Here is a 21912-nt window from a genome sequence, read left to right as displayed (position 1 = left end):
AAATCCTTAAAAACCTTTTCTTAACTACATGTATTTTAAAAAGTAAAATGAAAAGAGTCGGTTTCCCAACTCTTTCAAGATAAAAAGATTCTATTTAGCTTCGTATCGTTTTTCACCATCAAGATAAGTTGCAACGAGTTCTAAATCCTTGTCCAAAACGATAAAGTCCGCATCGTGACCTTCTTTGATTTGACCACAAACATCATCAATGTGAACTGATTTTGCTGGATTGAGCGTTGCCATCATAACTGCTTCATGTGGGTTGGCAATGCCCCATTTGACAACGTTCTTCAGTCCGTCTTTCAATTTCAAGATAGAGCCCGCGAGGTTGCCTGTTGATTTGAGACGAGCAGTTCCGTTGGCGACCACTACTGGAAATTCGCCCAACATATAATCTCCATCTTCCAAGCCGCCTGCAGTCATACAGTCTGTAATGAGCGCTACATTTTCGTGTCCTTTTTGCTTCATCAAAATATCACAGGCTTTCGGATCTACATGGTGTCCATCGCAAATCAATTCCGCATAAGTATGAGGCAGCTCGTACATAGCTCCGACCATGCCAAGTTCTCGGTGGGTCAATCCACGCATTCCATTATAAGCATGAACCCAGACACTAGCACCCGCGTCCACAGCAACTTTTGCTTCTTCAAAAGTTGCATTTGAGTGTCCCAACGCAACCGTTACACCCTCATCTGTAATGGTACGGACAAAGTCTTCAACACCTTCTCGTTCTGGCGCTAGAGCGATTTTATTGAGCAAACCATTTGAAGCTTTTTGCCAAGCGCGAAATTCATCCATTCTAGGATCTTTCATATAGGTTGGATTTTGAGCCCCTTTATATTTTTCTGTAAAATACGGACCTTCAAAATAAAGCCCACGAATCTTAGCACCTGTCGCTTCTTGATAATGAGCACCAATATTTTCGGTCACATCTAGCAACAATTCAAAAGTTGAGGTCAAAGTTGTCGGTAAAAAACTGGTAACACCTGTTGACAACAGTCCTTCACTCATGGTGTGTAACGTTCCTTCGATATTATTGTCCATCACATCTACACCACCAAAGCCATGAATATGAGTATCTACCAAGCCTGGTGCAATAGAATAACCTGTGTAATCTATCACTTCCGCATCTGCTGGGATTTTTGTTACCCATTTTCCAAATTTGCCATTAACTAATTCCAGATAGCCACCTTGACGAATACCATGAGGATAGAAAAATTGATCTGCTTGAATGTATTTAGGCATAATAAAACCTCCTTCATTTGATGAGAGTTTATGTTAAGCTACTATTATTTTTAGCAACTGTAATTGATATTTTGAGTCACTCTCACATTTATTCATTATGTCCCTTTTATTATACCGCTTTCTTCTTTTTTTGTAAATGGTATAGACCTATTTACTGAGTTTTAGGTGATCCTGTAGGGATTAAATTTAACTCTTACACTACTGTTTATACTATTCAGCTACAGTATAATGAATTTGTGATACACGTCATTTTAACTAACAAGCTAAATAGTTAACCAGCCTCATATTGGAAAAATCTGGCTTTGACACTGTTTATTCTAAAAAAGATAATAATGCGGACACTCCAATTTAAATTTTTGTTTGCTAGATAGTTTTTAATATTTAATTCATACCATTTCTATAATCGTCTTAATTCTTTTCCCATTGTTTGCAGATGATAATTGATATCTAATTCTGCAAGCCCTATCTATTTGTATAATTGATGTCATTTTACCTAGTGCGAAATAGATGGATCCTACCAAATAGGTTGATTTAGCTATTAAACTCCATCAAGTTAATACATTACTTTCTAATTATTTACACTTCTATGTTCTATCTTTTATTTGAATAATTGTCTGTATTGTGTTATAATAAATATGGAAAAAGTATTTTGTGTTGATTTTTGTCGCAAGGAGCTGATTCCCAATTTAAAAGAGACAAATCGGCTTTAAACGACTTTAGTCTGCGCCTAGCACACTTATCTTTGGAGGTGTATCATGAAAAAGAAAGTCTTTACAGTCGCTGTCTCCTTACTTACCATTCTGCTTTTAGTTGCTTGCGGTAATAATAAGAAATCAACAGACACATCATCTTCTGAAATACCCAAGACCAGTTCTAGTCAAAAAGCAGAACAAAGCTCAAAAACCATTGAATTTTCTACCACAGCTATTGACACAGTTATTTACGAAGGCAAAGGTGTCACACTTACCTATAAAGGGCTAGAAAAAGATGATTACGAATATACCCTTAAGTTAGCATATAAAAATACTTCCAATAAAGAATATGAAGTGCAAACTCGTAATGGTAAAGTCAATAATATTTCCAATAATGATGACCACAAAATTATCATTTGCTCTGATACCTTAAAAGCTTCTGCTACTTCTGAAGGTAGTATTAAATTACCAATAAATGCTTTAGAAGCAGCTAGTATTACCAAACCAAAAGTTTTAGAATGCAATTTAGAAGTCATTTATGATATTACAGAAACTGTTGCCAAAATACCAATTAAGGTAACTTTTGAATAATGCAGTAGGGCTAATTTATAGGTTTTCTTACATTATTTATGTATACCATTCAGCACACAGTGGTTAAACTAACTTTTGATATATTGTTCTAATAACAAACTAAACAACTAGCCAGTCCTCGCTTAATGAGGACTGGTTTTTATATGACTAGTTTCAGAGCAGATTTCGTTACCACTAGTTATGACAAGCCCTCATCACAGTGATGTTTTCATCAAAAACATAAGTTTATCTTACAAAACATACCAAAAACTTTTTCTAATTCAATACCCACAATCTACTGATAGCCAGCAATAAGAGGTTCGAATAGTTTAACAAATGCAATTTTACAAGAAAGATTTAATCAAAAGTAAAAAGTATATTTCGAAATTTATATTTTTCTCCTTGATGAACTGGTTTAGAGTTTGTAAGTTTTGAGAAAGATAAACTGTGACATCTTTCAAGTTCTACTCTACCTCTATTTGCTCTATCACATTGGATTGATAACAGAGTCAAGCCAGTATTACAGCACAGATGTTCCACTTTTTCTTGTGTACCCAACTTGATCTCACAGAGTCATTATTAATAAACTTTCTACTTGATCATACAAGATAAGTAGGGTACAAAAAAAATAAACCGCACCAGCAGTTTATTTCTCATGATTATATTTGTTCAGCTTGGACCTTTTCCGCTAAGTTCATGGCGTGATCCGCTACTCTCGTATAGTGAGAGATGATATCAATAAAGTTCACCCCAGCTTGCGTAGAGCATTCACCTCTGTTCAGACGATGAATGTGCGTTTTCCGTAGCTTTCGTTCCATTTTATCAATCGCTTCATGCTTAGCCACCAAACTATTGGCCAATTCAATATCATTATCTTCTACAGACTTCAATGATTCTTTTATGAAGCTGAGCGTCATATTGTAAATCAATTCCAACTCTTGCAAAGCTGCTGGAGAAAATTCCACCTTTTTCCGACGGATATAATCAGTCAAGTTAATCAGCGCTTCACCATGGTCCCCGATTCTTTCTAAATCTCGAGATGAATCCAAAATATTTGTCAGCACTTCACTTTCTTTTTGGCTAAGAGGCTCACTAGATAAATCAATGAGGTAACGTGTGAGATCTTCATCAATCTTATTGATTGCTTCTTCTACCTTGTGTCCCTTGTCTGCTGACTTTTCAGTATTGTTCACAATATAATCATAAGCCAACTCAAATGAACGCATCGCATAACGTCCTAAATGCAGCAATTCTTTTTTGGCATTTCCAAGCGCCAAAGACGGAGCTTGTTTGATTAAAATCGGATCTAAATAAAGCGGTTCATATTTCACAACTTCATCTTCACCTGGAATCAGTTTTGTTACCAAGGTAGCTAACAAGCCAATAAATGGAAATTGAATAATGGTATTAGTAACATTAAAAGTTCCGTGAGCAAAGGCAATGGTCATTTCTGGACTTAAATGGAGAGCTGTTTGAAACCACTGAATCAAGCTTGTAAATGGACCTAAAACGATCAAGCATAAAACGGTACCGACCACATTGAAAGTGACATGGGCACCTGCCACACGTTTAGCAGCAATATTGGCTCCTAATGATGCAATAATCGCTGTAATCGTTGTCCCGATATTATCCCCAAAAAGAACTGGCAAAGCTCCTTTTAGCTCAATCAAGCCACTTGCATACAGATTCTGCAAAATCCCAATGGTAGCAGACGAAGCTTGAATGAGCAATGTAATCCCTGTTCCTACAAACACACCAAGGACTGGATTTCCACTTAACTTTATCATATATTCACGAAAAGCATCTAAATTTTTCAATGGCTCCATAGCACCACTCATCAAATTCAAAGCAAAGAAAATCCCACCGACCCCAAATAAGACACGACCAATATTATTGATAGAGCGTTTTTTGGTAAAGAAGAGACAAATCGCTCCTAAAAAGAGAATGGGTAATGCATAATCGCCCAGTTTAAAACCAATGATAAAAGAGGTTACCGTTGTTCCAATATTGGCCCCCATGACAATCCCAATTGCCTGTCTGAGTGTTAAAAGGCCTGCACTCACCAATCCAACTGTAATAACTGTCACACCTGAACTTGACTGAATCAAGGCTGTTAGACCAATTCCAACTAGAACACCAAAAAATGGATTGCTGGTATATTTGTCAATGAAATAACGAAGCCGATCACCCGCAGCCTGCTGCAAACCATCTCCCATCATCCGAATACTATATAGGAAAAGTCCTAAACCGCCTAAAAAGCTAAATATAATTTGCTGCCAATTGATGGACATCTTTTCTCCTCCGAAAAATCTGTAGCGGATTATCTCCTTTTCTATTTTAAAGGATAAGTGTAAAAGTAACAAGCCTTTTTTAGCATTTTTATCAAAAAAAGAAAGAAAAATAAAATTTCCTTTCTTTTTAAATATATTGATATAGCTAAAATCACGTCTTATTTTTGATCTAAATCACGGAGCATTTGATCAATTCTGTTCCCATATTCAATGGATTCATCTTTGATAAATGTCAAATCAGGAATTTTATACATCTTCAAGTTGTGACCCAATTCACGTTTGATCGTTCCTTTGGCTTTTTCTAAACCAATTTGAGCTTTTTCTTGCTCAGAAGCAAGGTTGCTCATCAGCGTGTAGTATACTTTTGCCATTGACAAGTCGCCCAACATTTGCACATCTGTAATGGTAATTCCTTGAACACGCGGATCACGAACTTTTTTTTGCAAGATTTCATTGACTTCACGTTTGATTTCCATGCCCACACGATCCACACGAAATTGATTTGCCATGATATCTCCTTTCACTTACTTTAGAAAAAGGTTGAGGCAGACTTCAATAAATCATAGTCTGTCTCTCTTCCATTCATATCTTATTTTGTGATTTCTTCCATGATGTAGGCTTCAATCATGTCGTCTACCTTGATGTCATTGTAGTTCTCAACCATAAGACCACCTTCTTGCCCATTGCCAACTTCTTTCACATCATCCTTATAATGTTTGAGGCTAGCAAGCGCACCATCAAAGATGACAACACCATCACGAATCACACGAACCTTAGAATCACGCGTTACTTTACCGCTAACCACCATAAAGCCACCAATGGTACCGACTTTAGAAACCTTGAAGGTTTCACGGATAACAGCTTCACCAATAATTTTTTCTTCAAATTCTGGATCAAGCATCCCTTTCATGGCATCTTCTACTTCTTCAATCACTTTATAAATGATACTGTGAAGACGCATTTCGACGTCATCCGCTTCAGCTTGTTGACGAGCTTGTGGAGTAGGACGAACATTGAAACCAATGATAAAGGCATTGGAAGCTTCCGCAAGAGTAACATCTGATTCGTTAATCGCACCAACTGCTGAGTGAACAATTGTTACTTTAACACCTTCCACTTCAATCTTCTGAAGGGAAGCTGTCAAGGCTTCAGCAGAACCTTGCACGTCTGCTTTGATAATGACATTGACAGACTTGACTTCGCCTGCTTTAAGGGTATCAAAGAGATTTTCAAGACTAACACGGTGAGTTGCTTGACGTTGCTTCATGAGAGCACGTTTTGCACGTTCTTCACCAGCTGCACGCGCTGCTTTTTCATCTTCATATACGGCAAAATGGTCACCAGCCATCGGTGTTTCATTTAGACCCGTGATAGATACTGGTGTAGACGGTCCAGCAACTTTCACTCGGCGTCCACGGTCATTGGTCATCGCACGTACACGTCCAAAGGTATTTCCGACAACAATTGGATCCTGCACATTCAAAGTACCTTGTTGAACGAGCAGAGTTGCCACTGCACCTTTTCCTTTATCCAAGCGCGCTTCGATAACCGTACCGATTGCGCGAACATTTGGATCGGCTTTTAATTCTTGAATTTCGGCTACAAGGAGAACGGTTTCGAGCAACTCCTCAATATTTTGATTGAATTTCGCTGAGATTTCAACGAATTCAGAATCACCGCCCCAAGCAGTTGACATAACGCCATATTCAGCCAATTCACCGATAACCCGTTCAGGGTTGGCACCTGGCTTATCAATCTTGTTAATTGCTACAATAATAGGGACATTTGCTGCTTTTGAGTGGTTAATGGCTTCAATCGTTTGAGGCATGACTCCATCATCTGCTGCTACGACAAGAATCGTAATATCTGTGACAGAAGCACCGCGCGCCCGCATAGAAGTAAAGGCCGCATGCCCTGGTGTATCAAGGAAGGTAATTTTCTTACCATTTTCTTCAATCTGGTAAGCACCAATATGTTGTGTAATCCCACCTGCTTCACCTGTAGCAACACGAGAATTACGCAAGGTATCCAAAAGTGTTGTTTTCCCATGGTCAACGTGTCCCATGATGGTCACAACTGGCGGACGCTCTACCAAGGCATCTGGATCAAGATAATCATCATCCACAAAGAAACGATCAATATCTGCATTGTCCACTTCAACTTTAGCATGAGCTTCAATACCATAATCCACCATGAGGAGTTCAATGGTGTCACTATCTAACGATTGGTTTTGGGTCGCCATGACTCCCATCATAAAGAGTTTCTTGACAATTTCGGCTGGTTCACGTTTAATCCGTTTTGCAATTTCTGCAACGGTCATACCTTCTGTGTATTCAAATTCTTTAGGCAATTCATGGAACTTGCGTTCTGTAACTGGTTTTGGAGTTGGAGTGTTATTCCGATTGTTCTTGCCTTTTTTATTTTTCTTGTTATGATTCCAATTACTATTCTTTTGATTTCTCACTTGATTTTGACTGCTTCGATTCTTTTGTTGTTTTCTTGGACCATCTTCTTCACGATCAAAGTCATCGCGCTTCTTGTCTGGCCGGGCTTGTTTTTTACGACGAGTGTCAACTGCGGGAGTTTGACTCGCTTCAGGAGCAACTTGGGGCTGTGGAGCTGGCTTTGTTGCTTCCACGATAGGCGCTGCTGCTTTGAATAATTCTTCTACAGGTTCTTTCCGTTTATTCTGCTCGCGTTGAGCTGCTTTCGCAGCCTGAGCTTGTTTGAAACGTTCTTCACTACCACGAGCGTATTCAGCATTTTGTTCAGCTTTCAGAGCTGCTGCACGTGCTTTAAAATCAATGCGTGGCCCTTGATCCGTTTGAGGGCGATTTTGATTTGCAACATGTGAACGATTTTGCCCTTGGCGACGATTGTCTTGGTTTCGATGATTGCGGTTGTCGCGTTGTTCGTTGCGATTTCCTCGGTCATTGCGATTTTGATTGCTTCGATCATTACGCTGATTACGTTCATCTCGATTTCGTTTATCGCCATTTTGTTGTTTTTGCGGACGATTGTCTCGCTGTTTATTTCGTCGTTCTGCCTGTTCTTTCGCTCTTGCCTCTCGTTCAGCCTTAAAATTACGACTTTTTGGTTTTGCAGACGCCGACTTCGCTTCCACTTCCGACTTTTGCGTCGGAGCTACTGCCTTCGGCTCTGCTTTCTTCTCAGCCTCGGTCGTTTCTTTCACTGCCGTTGGAGCTGACGGTTGCTCTTTAGGCAACGATTGAGTCGGCTTTTGAGTCGTTTCTTTTTTAGGAGCTGCTGCTTGAGAAAAGCTAGCTGTGATACGTGTTGCTATTTCACTTTCCACGCTGCTGGCATGACTTTTTACCTCAATACCAAGCTCTTTTGCACGCGCCACAATTTCCTTGCTTTCTTTTCCCAGTTCTTTCGCGATTTCGTACAATCTTACTTTAGACAAATCTTGTCCTCCTCTTCTATTCCATAAGAGACCTCATTTTCTTTGTAAATCCAGCATCAGTGATGGCAAGCACTTTTCTTGCCTTGCCTACTGCGGTGCTTAATTCCAGTGTTGAAAACACGGTTGATACTTCTACTTTATAGTAATGACTTTTATCAGTAATTTTCTTGGTCAAATTTGGAGCAGCATCATTGGATAAAAAGACTAACTTTGCTTTCTTATCTTGTATTGCCTTAACAACCAATTCTTCACCCGATATGATGCGACCTGCTCGTTGTGCTAAGCCAAGTAAATTTGCTAGTTTTTGCTTATTCAAGACCTAACTCTCTTCTTTTGACCTTGTGATCCACGTAAGCAATCAGTTCATCGTAAAAATCGTCTTCCACTTCCATATTGAAACTGCGATTAAAGACTCGTTTTTGCTTAGCTTGAAGCGCTTCTTCATTATCAAGTTTGATATAAGCTCCACGCCCGTTCGCCTTTCCTGTCGGATCAATGAAAATTTGACCTTCTTTGTTTTTGACAATGCGGAGTAAATCACGCTTGTCAATGATTTCGTTAGAAACTACTGATTTTCGTAAAGGGATTTTTCTTGTTTTTGCCATTCTTTCCCTCCTTTAGTCTGCTGCTTCAACTTCACTTTCCACAAATTCTGTTTCTACAGGACTTTCAACTGCTGTAAATTCTTCTACTTCTTCAGCAAATCCGCCGAGTTCACCAGCTTCTTCCATAGCTTCAAATTCACTTGCAGATTTGATGTCAATTCTGTAACCTGTCAAATGAGCTGCCAAGCGTACGTTTTGTCCGCGACGACCGATTGCAAGAGACAATTTGTTATCTGGCACAACGACAAGAGCATGCTTGCTATCTTGACTATCAAAGATGACTTGATCCACTTCTGCCGGAGCAATCGCATTGTAGATGAATTCAGCAGGATCTGCTACCCACTCAATGACATCAATATTTTCCTCTACAGGAATCATACGGCCAGATTTGGCGTCATATTTAGCCGGATGAAATTTGCTGGTAATTTTCTTAATATTTGCGCCACCACGTCCAACGATTGCACCAATTGCATCTACATTTGGGTTGTGACTGCGTACCGCAACCTTGGTTCGATCACCTGCTTCACGAGAAACGCTCATGATTTCAACCGTTCCGTCATAAACTTCAGGAATTTCTTGCTCCATCAAGCGTTTGATCATCTCTGGATGACTACGGCTAACAAAAACATTCACACCGCGAGGATTGTCCTCAACCTTATAAACAAAAACTTCAATGCGGTCGTGTGAAGCAAAGACTTCTCCAGGAATTTGATCTTGTTTAGACAACTGCGCTTCAATGCTGCCAAGATTGACATAGATGAAACGATTATCAAAGCGTTCGACTGTTCCTGACATGATTTCATTTTCATGCTCTTTGTACTTATTATAAGTAATTGCACGAGTTTGCTTGCGCATTTTCTCCATAATCGTTTGCTTAGCAGATTGAGCTGCTACCCGGCCAAATTCAGTTGGTGCTTCTTCAAATTTGATTTTATCACCAAGTTCATAAGCCGAACTAATGGCAAGAGCATCTTTTAAGCTGATTTCCAAACGGCTATCAAAAACTTCGTCCACCACTTCACGAACTGTATAGACACGAAAATCTCCTGTTTTTTCGTTAAATTCAATGGCTGCGCTATCTGCTTGACCATAACGGCGACGATAAGCGGAGCGCAAGGATTCTGTCACTGCTTCGATAATATCTTCTTTTTTGATCCCTTTGTCTTCTTCCAAAATACGGAAGGCCTCTAGCATTTCTTTACTCATGTTTTTTCAGCTTTTGTGGAAACAAAAGCAATCCTTTCTTTATTATATTCTTGCTAAAATTTGACTGCTAATCTTGCTTTGGATACTAGCTGGTAAGGAATTTGAACAACTTTCTTACGCGTCTTATCCATATATTCCATTGTTAAATGATCTTCCTCGAAAGAAAGCAGTGTCCCCTCAAAGACTTTACTTTTATCAAGTGCTTGATACAGACTAACATGGATATATTCCCCAACTGCATCTGCTAATTGTTCTTTCGTTTTCAGCGGACGTTCCAACCCTGGGCTCGTCACCTCAAGGAAATACTGCTCAGGAAAAGGATCCGGCTTAATCGTGTCCAAAAGCGGACTGATGATGTCCGTCAAATCTGCCGTATCATTTACGGTAATCCCTCCCGGCTTATCTACAAAAATACTGAGAACATGGTCGCTCCCCATCTTACCATAGTCAATATTCACTAATTCATACGGCTCTTGGATGACTGGCTCGACAACCTCTTTTACCAATTCTACAATCGTTGCGATAAGACTACACCTCCTCACAGATAAGAGGCGAAGATACTTCCTCGCCTCTCTTTCATATTCGTTACTTGTATTATAGCATAAGAAAAAATAAAATGCAAGAAAATATATTCCTGTATTTTATTTGATGCTATACTTATCAATCGTAAGAAAATTGATTGATTTCAGCATTGTGGTTGACAGATAATTCTAAAAAGAATTGACTATAAAGTCAAATAGAATAACCTACAATCAAAATCACTCCTCATAAAGGTTTTTTATTTCGAAATTAAATAGCAAATAATTGACCTACAAGATAAGTTACTGTCATAGTCAAAAGTCCAATGACTAAGTTTCGAATCATGGCATTTTTTATCGGTGCTTTTCCTAACTTGGCACTGGTGTATCCCGTTCCCAATAGCGATAAAGCAACGATGACTACTGTCGCCGGAATTCTATAACTAGCAGAAAAGAAGACAATGCTCAGCATGGGAAAAATAGCTCCTGCTACAAAAGCGATAAAGCTGGAGATTGCTGCATGCCAAGGATTAGTAAATTCTTCCACTTCAATACCATACTTTTCCGCTACCAAAGCTTTGAGAGGATCCTTTAAAAAAGCTCGATTGGTTAAAAGCTGGGCAGAAGTCTCACACTCGCCATTCTGGATATAAGCTGCATAGAGCGACTGCCTAGCAATATCTGGATTTTTCATTAAAAGATCTCGCTCTCTGACAACTGCGGCCTCCTCCGTATCCTTTTGAGTGGAGACAGATACATATTCACCACCTGCCATGGAAAAAGCTCCCGCAAAGACTGCTGCTAACCCAGAAAGAAAGATAATCCAAATACTTTCTGTCGCACTTGCTACCCCTATTACCACACCCGCGATAGAAATAATACCATCATTGGCCCCCAATACTCCAGCTCGCAAAATATTAAGCCGACCGCTAAAATTCTTATCAATTTCTTGTTCTCTCATCATCGTCAATCTTCTCTTTTCTCTTTATTTAGAATTATTATAAATAAAAACTTAATCAAGCACAAGAGAAAAGAACAAAATGAGAAAAGTTCTACTATTTAATAAAATTTCTTAAACATCTACTTGGACAGCAACGTTTTACTTTTTAGCAAGCTCAAAACAAGACCATTCTACCAAATCATATATATATATGGTAAAAGGTCATCCGATTGATACCACAATCTTCTACAATGTCCTGAATCGTAAATTTTGTTAATAGCTTTTATAACAAAATGTTTAAATGAAGCTTTTAAAGTTCATTTTGTCGCTTGAGACATTCTTTTGCTCCTCTTGTTTTTTAGCAATCTTTTCTCCTAAAAATCAGAAAAGGGAGTGGGACAAAACTAAAAATTGAAAATTTTTAGTTCGTAGTCCCACCCCCGCAAGGGTGCTTAAACAGTTATCAAGCTGTTTAAGGTTGCAGATGAAGAAAACGAAGTTTTCGCCAAAAGTGCTCTTCCGAGCTTGAACAGCGAATGAAGAGCCCAATCACCTACTGCGTTATTCGTTTATTACTAAATCTGATAGAAGCTGGGATACTTTTTGCCCAGCCTCTTTCAATTATCTATTTCACCTTAAAACTCTGCCTCAACCCGATAGATTACTTGACCTTTGTTGGCAAATTTTTGCTCATATTCCGTCATCACATTATTCTCAAAGTCGCTCGCGTGCAAATCCAACCAAACGCCATTTAGTTTCATGCCGTATTGAGAAAAACTTACCAAGCTATATTCAAAGAGACCACGATTATCTGTTTTGAAATGAATCTCACCATGTTCTGGTAAAATTTGCTTAAAGGTATCGAGAAAAGATTTGTAGGTCAAGCGCCGTTTTTCATGGCGTTTCTTGGGCCAAGGATCAGAAAAATTCAGATACAAACAATCAATCTCTCCATTTTCAAAGTAGTTGGTCAAATCAGAACCATCTACCCAAAGGAGCTTGATATTGGGAACATCAGCTACTAAAACCTTATCCAAGGCGTAACTCAAAACAGATTTTTGAATATCAATTCCGATATAGTTAATTTCTGGATGAGCTTTTGCCATTTCTGAAACAAACGCACCTTTCCCACTTCCCACTTCAATATGAATAGGGTGCTTATTCCCAAAAATCTCATGCCACTTGCCCTTTGCTTCAGCAGGATTTAAAATCACATATTGCGGGTTTGCTTCTAGTAATTCCGTTGCGCCTTTGCGATTTCTAACTCTCATGACACCTTTCTTCCGTATTTTGAGCGGAAGTTGCGCAAGGCATAAATCTCCCGATTCACATTTTCCAAGTCTGCATTTTCATAATACTTCACAATCTGACATAGGTAAGCATACTGACCATACCAGTATAATTTCTTCAATACCGTTTCATTATAGCGATAGCCATAGTAGGTCAACCATTCTTTCCAACGCGCTTCTGGAATATAATGACTTAACATATGGGCCACATCAAACATTCGATCTGTCAAACGCACAGAATCCCAATCTACCAAATACACCAAACCGCTGTCCGTTTCAATCCAATTACTATGCCGAACATCTCCATGTACAATCGTTGCATAATCCTCACGAAATTGCGGCAGATTGCTACGCATGTCTCTTAAAACAGACCGTAAATATTGATTATTGCTAAGTGCGATTGGAGCATGTTCCAACCAGGATTCCACTAAATCTGCTGGCGTTTCCAAAGCATAACCCAGCCGGCGCAGTTGTGTCATCAAGGGACGTGAGCGATGCAAACGCGTCAAAATATTTACAATTTGCTTTTTGTCCATTTCAGCTGGTGTCAAGATCTTTCCTGACAGCCACTCTTGCGCACTCATAACGTTGCCATCTGCCATGCGACGACTCCACAATAGTTGTGGTGCAATTTGTTCTCTAGCTAAACCTACTAAGATTGGGGTTGTATTCATCTTGACGAAAACGCGCGCCCCATCTGGATAGGTGCCCATGTAGGCTTTTCCACTCTTGCCTGCAATCGGCGTCAGAGTTAGCTCATTATCAACCAAGTCCATTATTCCCCTCCGTAAAAAGTTTCCTATCTATTTTACTAATTTTACTTCCTTTAGTCAACCAAACTTCTTAATTTAAATGGTAAATAGATGAAATAAAGTAGCAATGTAATTCCAATCATAAAAAGCAAAGCTACTCTATCTTGGAAAAACAACAAAGCCATCATTGTTTCCACAAAAAGCACGCTGTAGCCAATAAGAATAATCACTTGTTTCACTCCTTTTAATTTCAATCCAGTTTCCAAAGGAAATAAGAACGTCAAATATTGATAATCAAAAGCATTGTACAAGGCTGTCAACTGAAATAGCAAGAGATAATTCAACAAAGCCACGAAAATAGCCGCAATCCATGATTGACTGATAAAACCAATTCCCAAAAGAGACAGAAACAGCAACCGTATAGTCAAGGCCAGAAAATCACCATTTCGTAAATAAGAACGCAAATATATATTTTGCCAAGTAGTTGACTGTCTTTTGGGTAGAATATTTGTCAAACCATCAAGATACGCACGGCGTTTCACACTATTAGAAATTCCTTTGACATTGGTAAAGAGAGCAAAGAAACGTAGGATTGTCTGCTTACGTCTTTCTTCATAAGCAATGAGATAGCTCCAATTCACCCCTGCACCTTGGTAAAATTTTTGACTTTTCTGCAAAAATACGAACCATTTTGCTATCAACATAAGAAAAACAAGAATAAACCAGCCCCAAAGCGGCATGCCTAAGGCAAGAAAAAGCGGTACTAATAGTAACAACACAACGGTTTGAAGCAAGGCCCATAATCGATAAGATAAACGCGTTTGTTCTTGTAGGTAGCTTTTTAATTCCTCTTCTTTGACCAATAAAAACAGACTATCTGGTTTTTCCATATAAGTCGCGATTCGTCCCAAAGGCAATAATAAGAACAAAAGAACCACTAAAGCAAGAATGATTGGCAGGTGATTTTTAGGAAAATTTCGTAACAGTTGACTGTATTGAACAGCTAAAAAGCCAATAAAGACCAATAAAAAGAGGATAAAATGGTCATTAAAAACATAGCGTGAATACTTCAAACATTGATTGCGAAATACTTGCCTGCGCTTTTGAAACAGATTTCTCATAGGCTCGCCTCTTCTGTCAAAGCTAGATAAATGTCATTGAGACTAGCTTCTGGCATGGCAAATTCTGCTCGTAATTCTGCTAAATTGCCTTTAGCTCGGATTTCTCCCTTATGCAATATCACGAATGAATCACACATCTTTTCTGCCGAATCCAGCACATGCGTACTCATAAGAATTGACTTGCCTTTTGCCTTTTCATCCTCCAAAAGCTCTATCAAGTCAGCAATGGCAACTGGATCAAGTCCTAAAAATGGTTCATCAACGATAAAAAGGCTGGGGTCAACCACAAATGCACAGATAATCATGACTTTTTGCTTCATCCCCTTAGAAAAATGCACCGGAAACCAATCTAATTTTTCTTTCAAGCGAAACATCGTCAATAATTTTTCCACGCGTGCAAAAGCCACCTTTTGCTCCACATCATAAGCCATAGCAACCGTTTCAATATGCTCGCGCAGCGTTAATTCCTCATACAAACTAGGTGTTTCCGGAATAAAACCAATTTTCTTACGATAAGCCGTAGGACTATCTTGCAGTTTGGCACCGTCAATTAAAATTTCACCTTTATAAGGAGTTAAAAGTCCGATAATTTCATTGATTGTAGTGGATTTACCCGCACCATTCAAGCCAATCAACCCCACCAGTTCCCCATTTCCTACTGTGAAACTGATGTCTTTTAAAACAGGGATATTTACATAGCCCCCTGTAAGCCCTTTTATTTCTAACATATTTTCTCCAAATTCTGGTATAATGTTCTTATATTATAACAAAATCTAGCAAAGTAGAGGTAAATTTGATGGCAGATTGCATTTTTTGTAAGATTATTGCAGGAGAAATTCCAGCTTCTAAAGTATATGAAGACGATGAAATTCTAGCATTTTTAGACATCTCACAAGTAACACCCGGACATACCTTGGTTGTCCCTAAAAGACATTTCCGCAACATGCTTGAAATGGACGGTGAAGCTGCCAGTCAACTCTTTGTACGCATTCCAGATATTGCTCGTAAAGTGATGAAGGCTACTGGTGCAAAGGGGATGAATATCATCAATAACAACGAAGAAATTGCCGGTCAATCTGTCTTCCATACACATGTCCATTTAGCACCACGCTATACAGAAAATGATGATTTAAAACTGACTTTCGTGGCGCACGAACCAAACTTCCCTGCTCTTGCAGAATTAGCCGAAAAAATTTCAAAAGCATAAGGAGAAACCATGAAACTTAGTAATCTATTATTATTCACCGGTGCAGCTGCAGCCAGCTTTTTCCTTGTTAAAAATAGAGAAAAACTCATGAACGAGGCTGTTGAAAGTTATGAGCTAATGGACAGGATTCAAGACAATCTACAAAATATTCAACGAAATCTCCAAGTCGTTCAAGAGCAAAAAGACAATCTCCAAACAATTTCACAGGATTTGACTTACCAATTCAAACTTTTTGAGCAAGACGCTACTGCTCGACTTCAGCAAATTCAAGATATCTGGAAGGCTCACATCAACTAAGAAGTTAAAAAGAATTTAGACACACGCTAAATTCTTTTTTATTATGTCATTGTCCGTATTGACCATAATACTGTCCATTTTGATCTGTTCCATAAGGATTGCTTGAATACGCAGAAGAATCAGCAGCACCAGTTGTTGCGTCATTTCCTGACTGACCGGAACTAGGAGCAGCACTGCCATACAATTCTTCATATAAAACCGCATTGGTTTCCAATTCAGTCACTTCGTCCAAGCCAAGCGATTTTCTCAGAACATTTTGCATTTCCAACATATGCTCCGAAGTTACGATTTGGTAAGATCCACCGTCTGGTAAAGTGGCACCCTCACCTTTCAATTGCTTACTTTCAATATTTTTAAAAGCATCTTGGTAACCTAATAATTGCGGAATACTGCCAGAAGACAACTCTACATTGGTCTGCATATTGTTGCTAACAGCTTTTAAAATTGCTTGATAGTGGCTGACACTGTTTAAGCTCAGCACTTTTTGGACTACTTTTTGAATCACTTCACGTTGGCGCTTTTGACGTCCATAATCCCCTTCCGGATCTTGATAACGCATGCGAGAATAGACCAGTGCTTGATCACCATTGATATGTTGTTTCCCTGGTTCAACAACTGCTTTGTATTCTGGCTCGTTTTCTTCAATCGAGATAGGAAAACCAAGGGTGTTATTGACCGTAATGCCCCCAACAGCATCAACTAATTGTACCAGACCTTTCATATTGATAAGCACATAGCGGTCAATGTGAATATTCATCATCTTTTGCACTGTGGAAATAGCTAGCTCAGCTCCACCATTTGCATAAGCCGCATTAAGCTTTGCTTGCGTTGTCCCATCAGCGGTTTTAATTCTGGTAAGAATATCCCTTTCCAAACTCATCATTGTCGTTTTTTTTGTCTTAGGATTAACTGTTACGAGAATCATGGAATCACTATTTCCAGCCCACCGATCTGACCGTGATCCACTACCTGTATCTACCCCCATCAAAAGCAAGGTCAAAGGTTTGGTAGCGGCAATCACATTTGTTTCTTTCCCAAAGCTTTTATAAGTCTTAGACAAAGAATCTGTTGATTGGTTATAAATAGTAAAACCATAAACGCCTAGCCCCGCGATAGTTACAAGACACAAGCTCAAAAACATTAAGATAATTTTTTTAAACATATTTATTCTAGTCTATCAGTTTTCCCATTAGATAAACATCAAGAAATTCCCCTTCTGTAAGATAGGCCCCTCTTTTTTGAACGCCCTCAATCTCAAACCCAAATGCCTGATACAAATGAACAGCACGTTCATTTCTGACTTGTACGGTCAATTCTAATCGTCGAATCACTCCAGAATTCTCTGCCCAGTCTATCGCTTCTTCTAGAAGAAATTTCCCTAAGCCTTGATTCCAAAATGCTCTTTTAACCACGATAAAGACCTGCCCGATATGACGAATTCGCTCATGAAAATCAGCTGTAATGCTCACAAGCCCAGCAATTTCATTTTCTAATAGTGCAATTAGATAAATCTGATTATCTGACGCAGCTTGATGTTGAATGAAAGAGCTCATCTGCTCTTCTGTCATCAAAATCCCTGCGTCATCTAATGTCATGTAATCTGACTCTTGCCCAACCTGATTAAGAAAATCAATTAAAGATTTGGCATCTTGAGGTTCTGCTTCTCTTATAACTAGCTCTAACTCAGCCATTGACAAATTCCTCAAGCAGTTTCTCAGCTCGATGTCCTTTTGCGTCAAAGACCAATTCTCGACCATCACTTTTTCTTAAAATTGTCAATTTGAGATAGTCACTTGGCAAACTATCTTCCAATAATTCACCCCATTCAATGACTGTTACCCCTTCACCAAAGAGAAAGTCATCTAAATCAATCGAATCTGGATCTTCCCCAATGCGATACACATCCAAATGATAGAGTGGAAGGCGACCATCATATTCCCGAACAATCGTGTAGGTCGGACTTTTAATCATTTGTTTGATATCTAGCCCACGTGCTAATCCTTTGGTAAAGGTTGTTTTTCCAGCTCCTAGATCACCTGTTAAAATCAAAACATCTTGTTTTTGGAGTAAAGCGCCTAATTTCTCACCCCACGCCATTAACTCATTTTCATTATGACTAAACATTTTACTATTATATCAAAATTTTTCGTTTTCTGCTAAAATTTGACAAAAGAAAAAGGGGTGGGGCAAAAGTCCTTAACCTCGTCAGATTTTTATGAGTTTCTTGCAAGTCGCAGTGGTTGAGTGGGTTCTATTCGGTTGATAAATAAACCTTTACATCCCTACTCAACTGTGCGGGGGTGGGACGACAAAATCAAATTTCTTCGAAATTACCGATTTTTGTCCCACTCCCGATTTTTCAATCATTAAGCCAAAGCTAGACTGATAAAATTTAGGATAAACAAAGCATCCAACACCCAGATAATTGGATGAACTTCCTTGGCTTCACCTTTGATGATTTTCACAAAAGCATACATGATGAATCCTGCGGCAATACCATGAGTAATACTATAAGTAAAGCCCATGAAAACGGATGTAAAGAATGCTGGTACTGCTTCTGATAAATCGTCCCATTCAATATCTTTCATGCTAGAGAGCATCATAATTCCCACAATGATAAGAATAGGTGCTACCGCTACTGTTGGTACAATAGCAAGAAGTGGACTAAAGAAACTTGACACAGCAAACAAAGCTGCAACGACAAGCGCTGTCAAGCCAGTACGACCGCCCGCTTCAATTCCAGCTGCACTTTCTACATAAGTCGTAACATTTGAAGTCCCTGCAATCGCACCAATCGTTGTCCCAACCATGTCTGAAAACAGCGCCTTGTCCATTTTAGTCTGAAGCCCAGACGAATCTTTAGCAGCTTCTTCATCTGCAATGTTAAAGATGCCCGCTTTGCGCCCTGTACTGATCAACGTTCCGATGTTATCAAAAATATCTGTTAATGAAAAGGCCAAAATAGCAAGAAGCACTTCTGGAATGCGAGAAGGTTTTGCAAATAAAGCTAACAAACCGTCTTTACCTAAAGCTGCACCAAAAATCTTTCCTAAATCCTGAACAGCAGCACCGATATTATTGGAAGCAAAATTGATTTTTGAAAGATCTACAACTCCCACCAAAATGGCTACGATCGTGGTTGCTGCAATGGAGAGAACAATCCCTCCGCGAATGCGTTTGAGAACAAAGAAAATGGTGATGAAAATTCCAAACAAAGCTACAAGAACAGCTGGATTGTTAAAATCTACCAAGCCCGGCGTTGCCATTCCATTAGCTGTGATAGCTGCTTGTGCTTTATCAGCGCCTTTTCCCGCAACAGTATATGTTCCCGGATCGATTGAAAATTTCAAAAGTCCTGCTTTTTTCACTCCGATATAAGCTAGGAAAATCCCAATCCCACCAGAAATAGCGTATTTCAAACTCTCTGGAATTGCATGAATAATGATTGTGCGAACCTTGGTCAACGTGACAATAATACTGATAATCCCACAAAGGAAAACCATGGCAAGTGCTTCTTGCCAAGTATACCCCAGTGCAAACACAACGGTATAAGTAAAGAAAGCATTCAGTCCCATACCAGGTGCCTGAGCGTAAGGAATGTTGGCATATAAAGCCATCATCAGCGTCCCTGCAACAGTCCCAATGATGGTCGCCAAGAAAACACCTTGTGCTGGCATGCCTGTTTGACTGAGCATTTCAGGATTGACAAAGAGAATATAACTCATTGCAAAGAAAGTGGTTAAACCAGCAAGAACTTCTGTACGAACAGTCGTACCGTTCTCTTTTAGTTTAAAAAACTTGTCCATTTTTCAAATCTCCTTAAATTTTACGAACGATAATAGATATAATATCACAAAACATTCACGATTTCAACAGAAGTTTTAAAAACAAACAAATTAATTCAATGTTTTATACAGAAAATCTTTATTTAGAGTGATTTTTACTCAAAAAGACCAAGGACATGATTTGAATAAAGGTAAACCCTAAAATGAATAACAGGCGCTCCCTCTGCAAAGCAGCTGCCAACCGCTCAAAGACTAACGTAGGATGGCTGACTAAATCCCAAGAATTGAGCCGATCATAGCGACCAATGTAAATTGCGAGACTCGATAAAAATGAGACGGCTCCAATAACCAAATATTCCAGCCACCATCTGAGCTTCAAATAGCCAGAAATCAAATTCCAGCTCTCTATTCCGCACAGAACCCCGAAGAAAATACTTGGAACAAAGGCCATAAAAAGATGCAGACTTTCTCGGTTCCACAAGGTGTCACTCACCCAGTGCATGTGTACCAAGTCCGTAATCATATAGAACGTATTGGGATAAAACACCAGCCAAAGAATTGCTATAGGCAAGAAAAACCATTTTTTCTTAAATTGAATGGCTAGAAAAGCCGCATCATAGGCAACCAAAGCTAGAAACATATTCCAAATCAAATCTGGACCTTTTGTCAAAATTCCTTCAGCATAAATGATAGCAGAAATAATCGCAAAGAAAATATGAATGATAATTGTTTTACGCATACTCGATTTCCTCCTTCGTTATATAAGAAAACATTATATCACAAATTCTGCACTTTCATCTTAAAATCTGCTATAATAGAAAACAGCACAAATGAAAGAGTAGACTATGACAAAAAAAGTAATTGCAGTAGATTTAGACGGAACCTTGCTCAATTCTGACAGCAAACTATCTGAATTTACAAAAGAAACAATTAAAAAAATTTCTAAAAAAGGACATCATGTTGTCATCACAACCGGACGCCCTTATCGAATGGCACGGGAATTTTATAAAGAATTGGAACTACACACTCCAATGATCAACTTTAATGGCTCTTTGACCCATATCCCGGAGAAAAAATGGCAACAGGAAAGATGTATCACCTTAGATAAAGAATATCTATTAGACATTGTCAAAAGGAAGGAAGAGATTGAAGCAGACTTCATTGCTGGAGAATATCGAAAGAAATTTTATATCACAGCCCCCAATGAAACGATTGCCGACCCGAAATTATTTGGTGTAGAATCTTTTCAACCTGAAAATCAATTTAATCCAGAATTGGTTACCAAAAATCCCAACTGTATCCTTTTGCAAACGCATGCCAATGATAAATATGCTTTGGAGGATGAGTTGAATCAATTTTATCAACAACAATTATCTATCAACACTTGGGGCGGTCCGCTCAATATCCTTGAATGCACTCCAAAAGGCGTCAACAAAGCTTTTGCTTTGAAATATTTATTAGAGGTTCTGAACGTAGAGCGAAAAGATTTGATTGCTTTTGGTGACGAGCACAATGATACAGAGATGTTAGCTTTTGCCGGTACTGGCTATGCCATGAAAAACGCTAACCAAACACTTCTTCCTTACGCAGATGAGCAACTGCCGCTGACCAATGACCAAGACGGGGTCGCTCATCAATTATCGAAACTATTTTTATAATGAGACTTAGAGTTGGACAGGTTTTCTGCCCGACTTTTTAATATTTACACGTAATCTTCCCAGATTTCATTTTTCTGCGACTGATTGTGCACTAGCAATCATGGGGCGGTCTCATCAGCTGTTGATTTTCAATTATTTCCTATCAGTTTATTTATGCTATAAATTGAATATTATAAATTTTGTTTTTTTAAATTTAAAATGTTTCTAGATTTTTTATTGATTTTCCTCTTTCTTATTTAATAATTCATGTAGATAGAATTATTTTTTCAAAATTTTCATTATTTTTCCAATCGTTTTTCAAGGTTAATA

22 protein-coding genes are annotated in these 21912 nt (G+C 38.7%); 4 read left to right on the top strand and 18 right to left on the bottom strand.

The annotated features are described in order from the left end of the window. Positions 1–90: 90 nt before the first annotated feature. Positions 91–1245: an N-acetylglucosamine-6-phosphate deacetylase gene (nagA, locus tag IYQ91_RS02880; RefSeq protein ID WP_195673026.1), complete on the bottom strand. Its 1155-nt coding sequence runs from the start codon at positions 1243–1245 to the stop codon at positions 91–93. A 755-nt stretch (positions 1246–2000) separates the two neighbouring features. On the opposite strand from nagA, the gene IYQ91_RS02875 reads away from it, so the two are divergent. After that, complete coding sequence (locus IYQ91_RS02875) at positions 2001–2528, top strand: hypothetical protein (protein WP_004224278.1); 528 nt, start codon at positions 2001–2003, stop codon at positions 2526–2528. Between the two features lie 638 nt (positions 2529–3166). Here the strand turns inward: IYQ91_RS02875 and IYQ91_RS02870 are convergent. The 12 genes from IYQ91_RS02870 to IYQ91_RS02815 form a co-directional block, all read right to left on the bottom strand. Further along, the gene (locus tag IYQ91_RS02870) at positions 3167–4798 is read right to left on the bottom strand and encodes a Na/Pi cotransporter family protein (protein WP_195673025.1); all 1632 of its coding nucleotides are present in this window, start codon (positions 4796–4798) and stop codon (positions 3167–3169) included. A gap of 158 nt (positions 4799–4956) precedes the next feature. Continuing rightward, positions 4957–5307 (bottom strand): 30S ribosome-binding factor RbfA, encoded by a 351-nt coding sequence (gene rbfA / locus IYQ91_RS02865; protein WP_195673024.1) that lies wholly within the window; start codon positions 5305–5307, stop codon positions 4957–4959. Positions 5308–5387: 80 nt separating this feature from the next. After that, on the bottom strand, positions 5388–8225 hold the full coding sequence (gene infB, locus IYQ91_RS02860) for a translation initiation factor IF-2 (protein WP_195673023.1): 2838 nt from the start codon (positions 8223–8225) through the stop codon (positions 5388–5390). A 16-nt stretch (positions 8226–8241) separates the two neighbouring features. Beyond that, positions 8242–8541, bottom strand: a complete 300-nt coding sequence (locus IYQ91_RS02855; RefSeq protein WP_003033813.1) for a YlxQ-related RNA-binding protein — start codon at positions 8539–8541, stop codon at positions 8242–8244. After that, positions 8534–8830, bottom strand: a complete 297-nt coding sequence (rnpM, locus tag IYQ91_RS02850; RefSeq protein ID WP_003025961.1) for an RNase P modulator RnpM — start codon at positions 8828–8830, stop codon at positions 8534–8536. The genes IYQ91_RS02855 and rnpM overlap by 8 nt, the downstream gene beginning before the upstream one ends. 12 nt (positions 8831–8842) lie before the next feature. Further along, positions 8843–10036, bottom strand: a complete 1194-nt coding sequence (gene nusA / locus IYQ91_RS02845) for a transcription termination factor NusA (RefSeq protein WP_195673022.1) — start codon at positions 10034–10036, stop codon at positions 8843–8845. A 53-nt stretch (positions 10037–10089) separates the two neighbouring features. Continuing rightward, positions 10090–10578, bottom strand: coding sequence for a ribosome maturation factor RimP (gene rimP, locus IYQ91_RS02840; RefSeq protein WP_195673021.1), 489 nt, complete (start codon positions 10576–10578; stop codon positions 10090–10092). Between the two features lie 247 nt (positions 10579–10825). Further along, positions 10826–11515, bottom strand: a complete 690-nt coding sequence (locus tag IYQ91_RS02835; RefSeq protein ID WP_026248194.1) for a VIT1/CCC1 transporter family protein — start codon at positions 11513–11515, stop codon at positions 10826–10828. A 614-nt stretch (positions 11516–12129) separates the two neighbouring features. Next, positions 12130–12765, bottom strand: coding sequence for a tRNA (guanosine(46)-N7)-methyltransferase TrmB (gene trmB / locus IYQ91_RS02830; protein WP_195673020.1), 636 nt, complete (start codon positions 12763–12765; stop codon positions 12130–12132). Continuing rightward, a complete protein-coding gene (gene ccrZ / locus IYQ91_RS02825) occupies positions 12762–13559 on the bottom strand; it encodes a cell cycle regulator CcrZ (protein ID WP_195673019.1) in 798 nt (265 codons plus the stop codon). Before ccrZ ends, trmB begins: the two co-directional genes overlap by 4 nt. A gap of 50 nt (positions 13560–13609) precedes the next feature. Beyond that, a complete protein-coding gene (locus IYQ91_RS02820; RefSeq protein ID WP_195673018.1) occupies positions 13610–14656 on the bottom strand; it encodes an ABC transporter permease in 1047 nt (348 codons plus the stop codon). Next, positions 14653–15384 carry an ABC transporter ATP-binding protein gene (locus tag IYQ91_RS02815; RefSeq protein ID WP_049517074.1) on the bottom strand — a complete coding sequence of 244 codons (732 nt, stop codon included), beginning with the start codon at positions 15382–15384 and terminating at the stop codon, positions 14653–14655. The genes IYQ91_RS02820 and IYQ91_RS02815 overlap by 4 nt, the downstream gene beginning before the upstream one ends. Before the next feature lie 68 nt (positions 15385–15452). Here IYQ91_RS02815 and IYQ91_RS02810 point away from each other — a divergent pair, with 68 nt between their 5' ends. Further along, on the top strand, positions 15453–15863 hold the full coding sequence (locus IYQ91_RS02810; protein ID WP_195673017.1) for an HIT family protein: 411 nt from the start codon (positions 15453–15455) through the stop codon (positions 15861–15863). A gap of 9 nt (positions 15864–15872) precedes the next feature. Further along, positions 15873–16160, top strand: a complete 288-nt coding sequence (locus IYQ91_RS02805) for a hypothetical protein (protein ID WP_022527021.1) — start codon at positions 15873–15875, stop codon at positions 16158–16160. A 46-nt stretch (positions 16161–16206) separates the two neighbouring features. On the opposite strand, the gene brpA is transcribed toward IYQ91_RS02805, so the two are convergent. The 5 genes from brpA to IYQ91_RS02780 all read right to left on the bottom strand — a co-directional run bounded on the left by brpA (position 16207) and on the right by IYQ91_RS02780 (position 20684). Then, positions 16207–17322 carry a biofilm formation/cell division transcriptional regulator BrpA gene (gene brpA / locus IYQ91_RS02800; protein ID WP_195673016.1) on the bottom strand — a complete coding sequence of 372 codons (1116 nt, stop codon included), beginning with the start codon at positions 17320–17322 and terminating at the stop codon, positions 16207–16209. A gap of 7 nt (positions 17323–17329) precedes the next feature. Beyond that, positions 17330–17851, bottom strand: coding sequence for a GNAT family N-acetyltransferase (locus IYQ91_RS02795; protein ID WP_195673015.1), 522 nt, complete (start codon positions 17849–17851; stop codon positions 17330–17332). After that, positions 17844–18284 (bottom strand): tRNA (adenosine(37)-N6)-threonylcarbamoyltransferase complex ATPase subunit type 1 TsaE, encoded by a 441-nt coding sequence (gene tsaE / locus IYQ91_RS02790; RefSeq protein ID WP_195673014.1) that lies wholly within the window; start codon positions 18282–18284, stop codon positions 17844–17846. Before tsaE ends, IYQ91_RS02795 begins: the two co-directional genes overlap by 8 nt. A 242-nt stretch (positions 18285–18526) precedes the next feature. Next, positions 18527–19966 (bottom strand): NCS2 family permease, encoded by a 1440-nt coding sequence (locus IYQ91_RS02785; protein WP_195673013.1) that lies wholly within the window; start codon positions 19964–19966, stop codon positions 18527–18529. Between the two features lie 118 nt (positions 19967–20084). Continuing rightward, entirely contained in the window at positions 20085–20684 is a 600-nt protein-coding gene (locus IYQ91_RS02780; RefSeq protein ID WP_049508691.1) for a DUF1361 domain-containing protein, read from the bottom strand. 106 nt (positions 20685–20790) lie between these two features. On the opposite strand from IYQ91_RS02780, the gene IYQ91_RS02775 reads away from it, so the two are divergent. Beyond that, positions 20791–21603: a Cof-type HAD-IIB family hydrolase gene (locus tag IYQ91_RS02775; RefSeq protein WP_195673012.1), complete on the top strand. Its 813-nt coding sequence runs from the start codon at positions 20791–20793 to the stop codon at positions 21601–21603. Positions 21604–21912: the final 309 nt, after the last annotated feature.

The sequence above is a fragment of the Streptococcus sp. HF-2466 genome, assembly GCF_015594645.1.
Lineage (GTDB): Bacteria > Bacillota > Bacilli > Lactobacillales > Streptococcaceae > Streptococcus > Streptococcus anginosus.
Note: the sequence above shows the minus strand (reverse complement) of the source record. Positions and strands in the feature narration are given on the sequence as shown.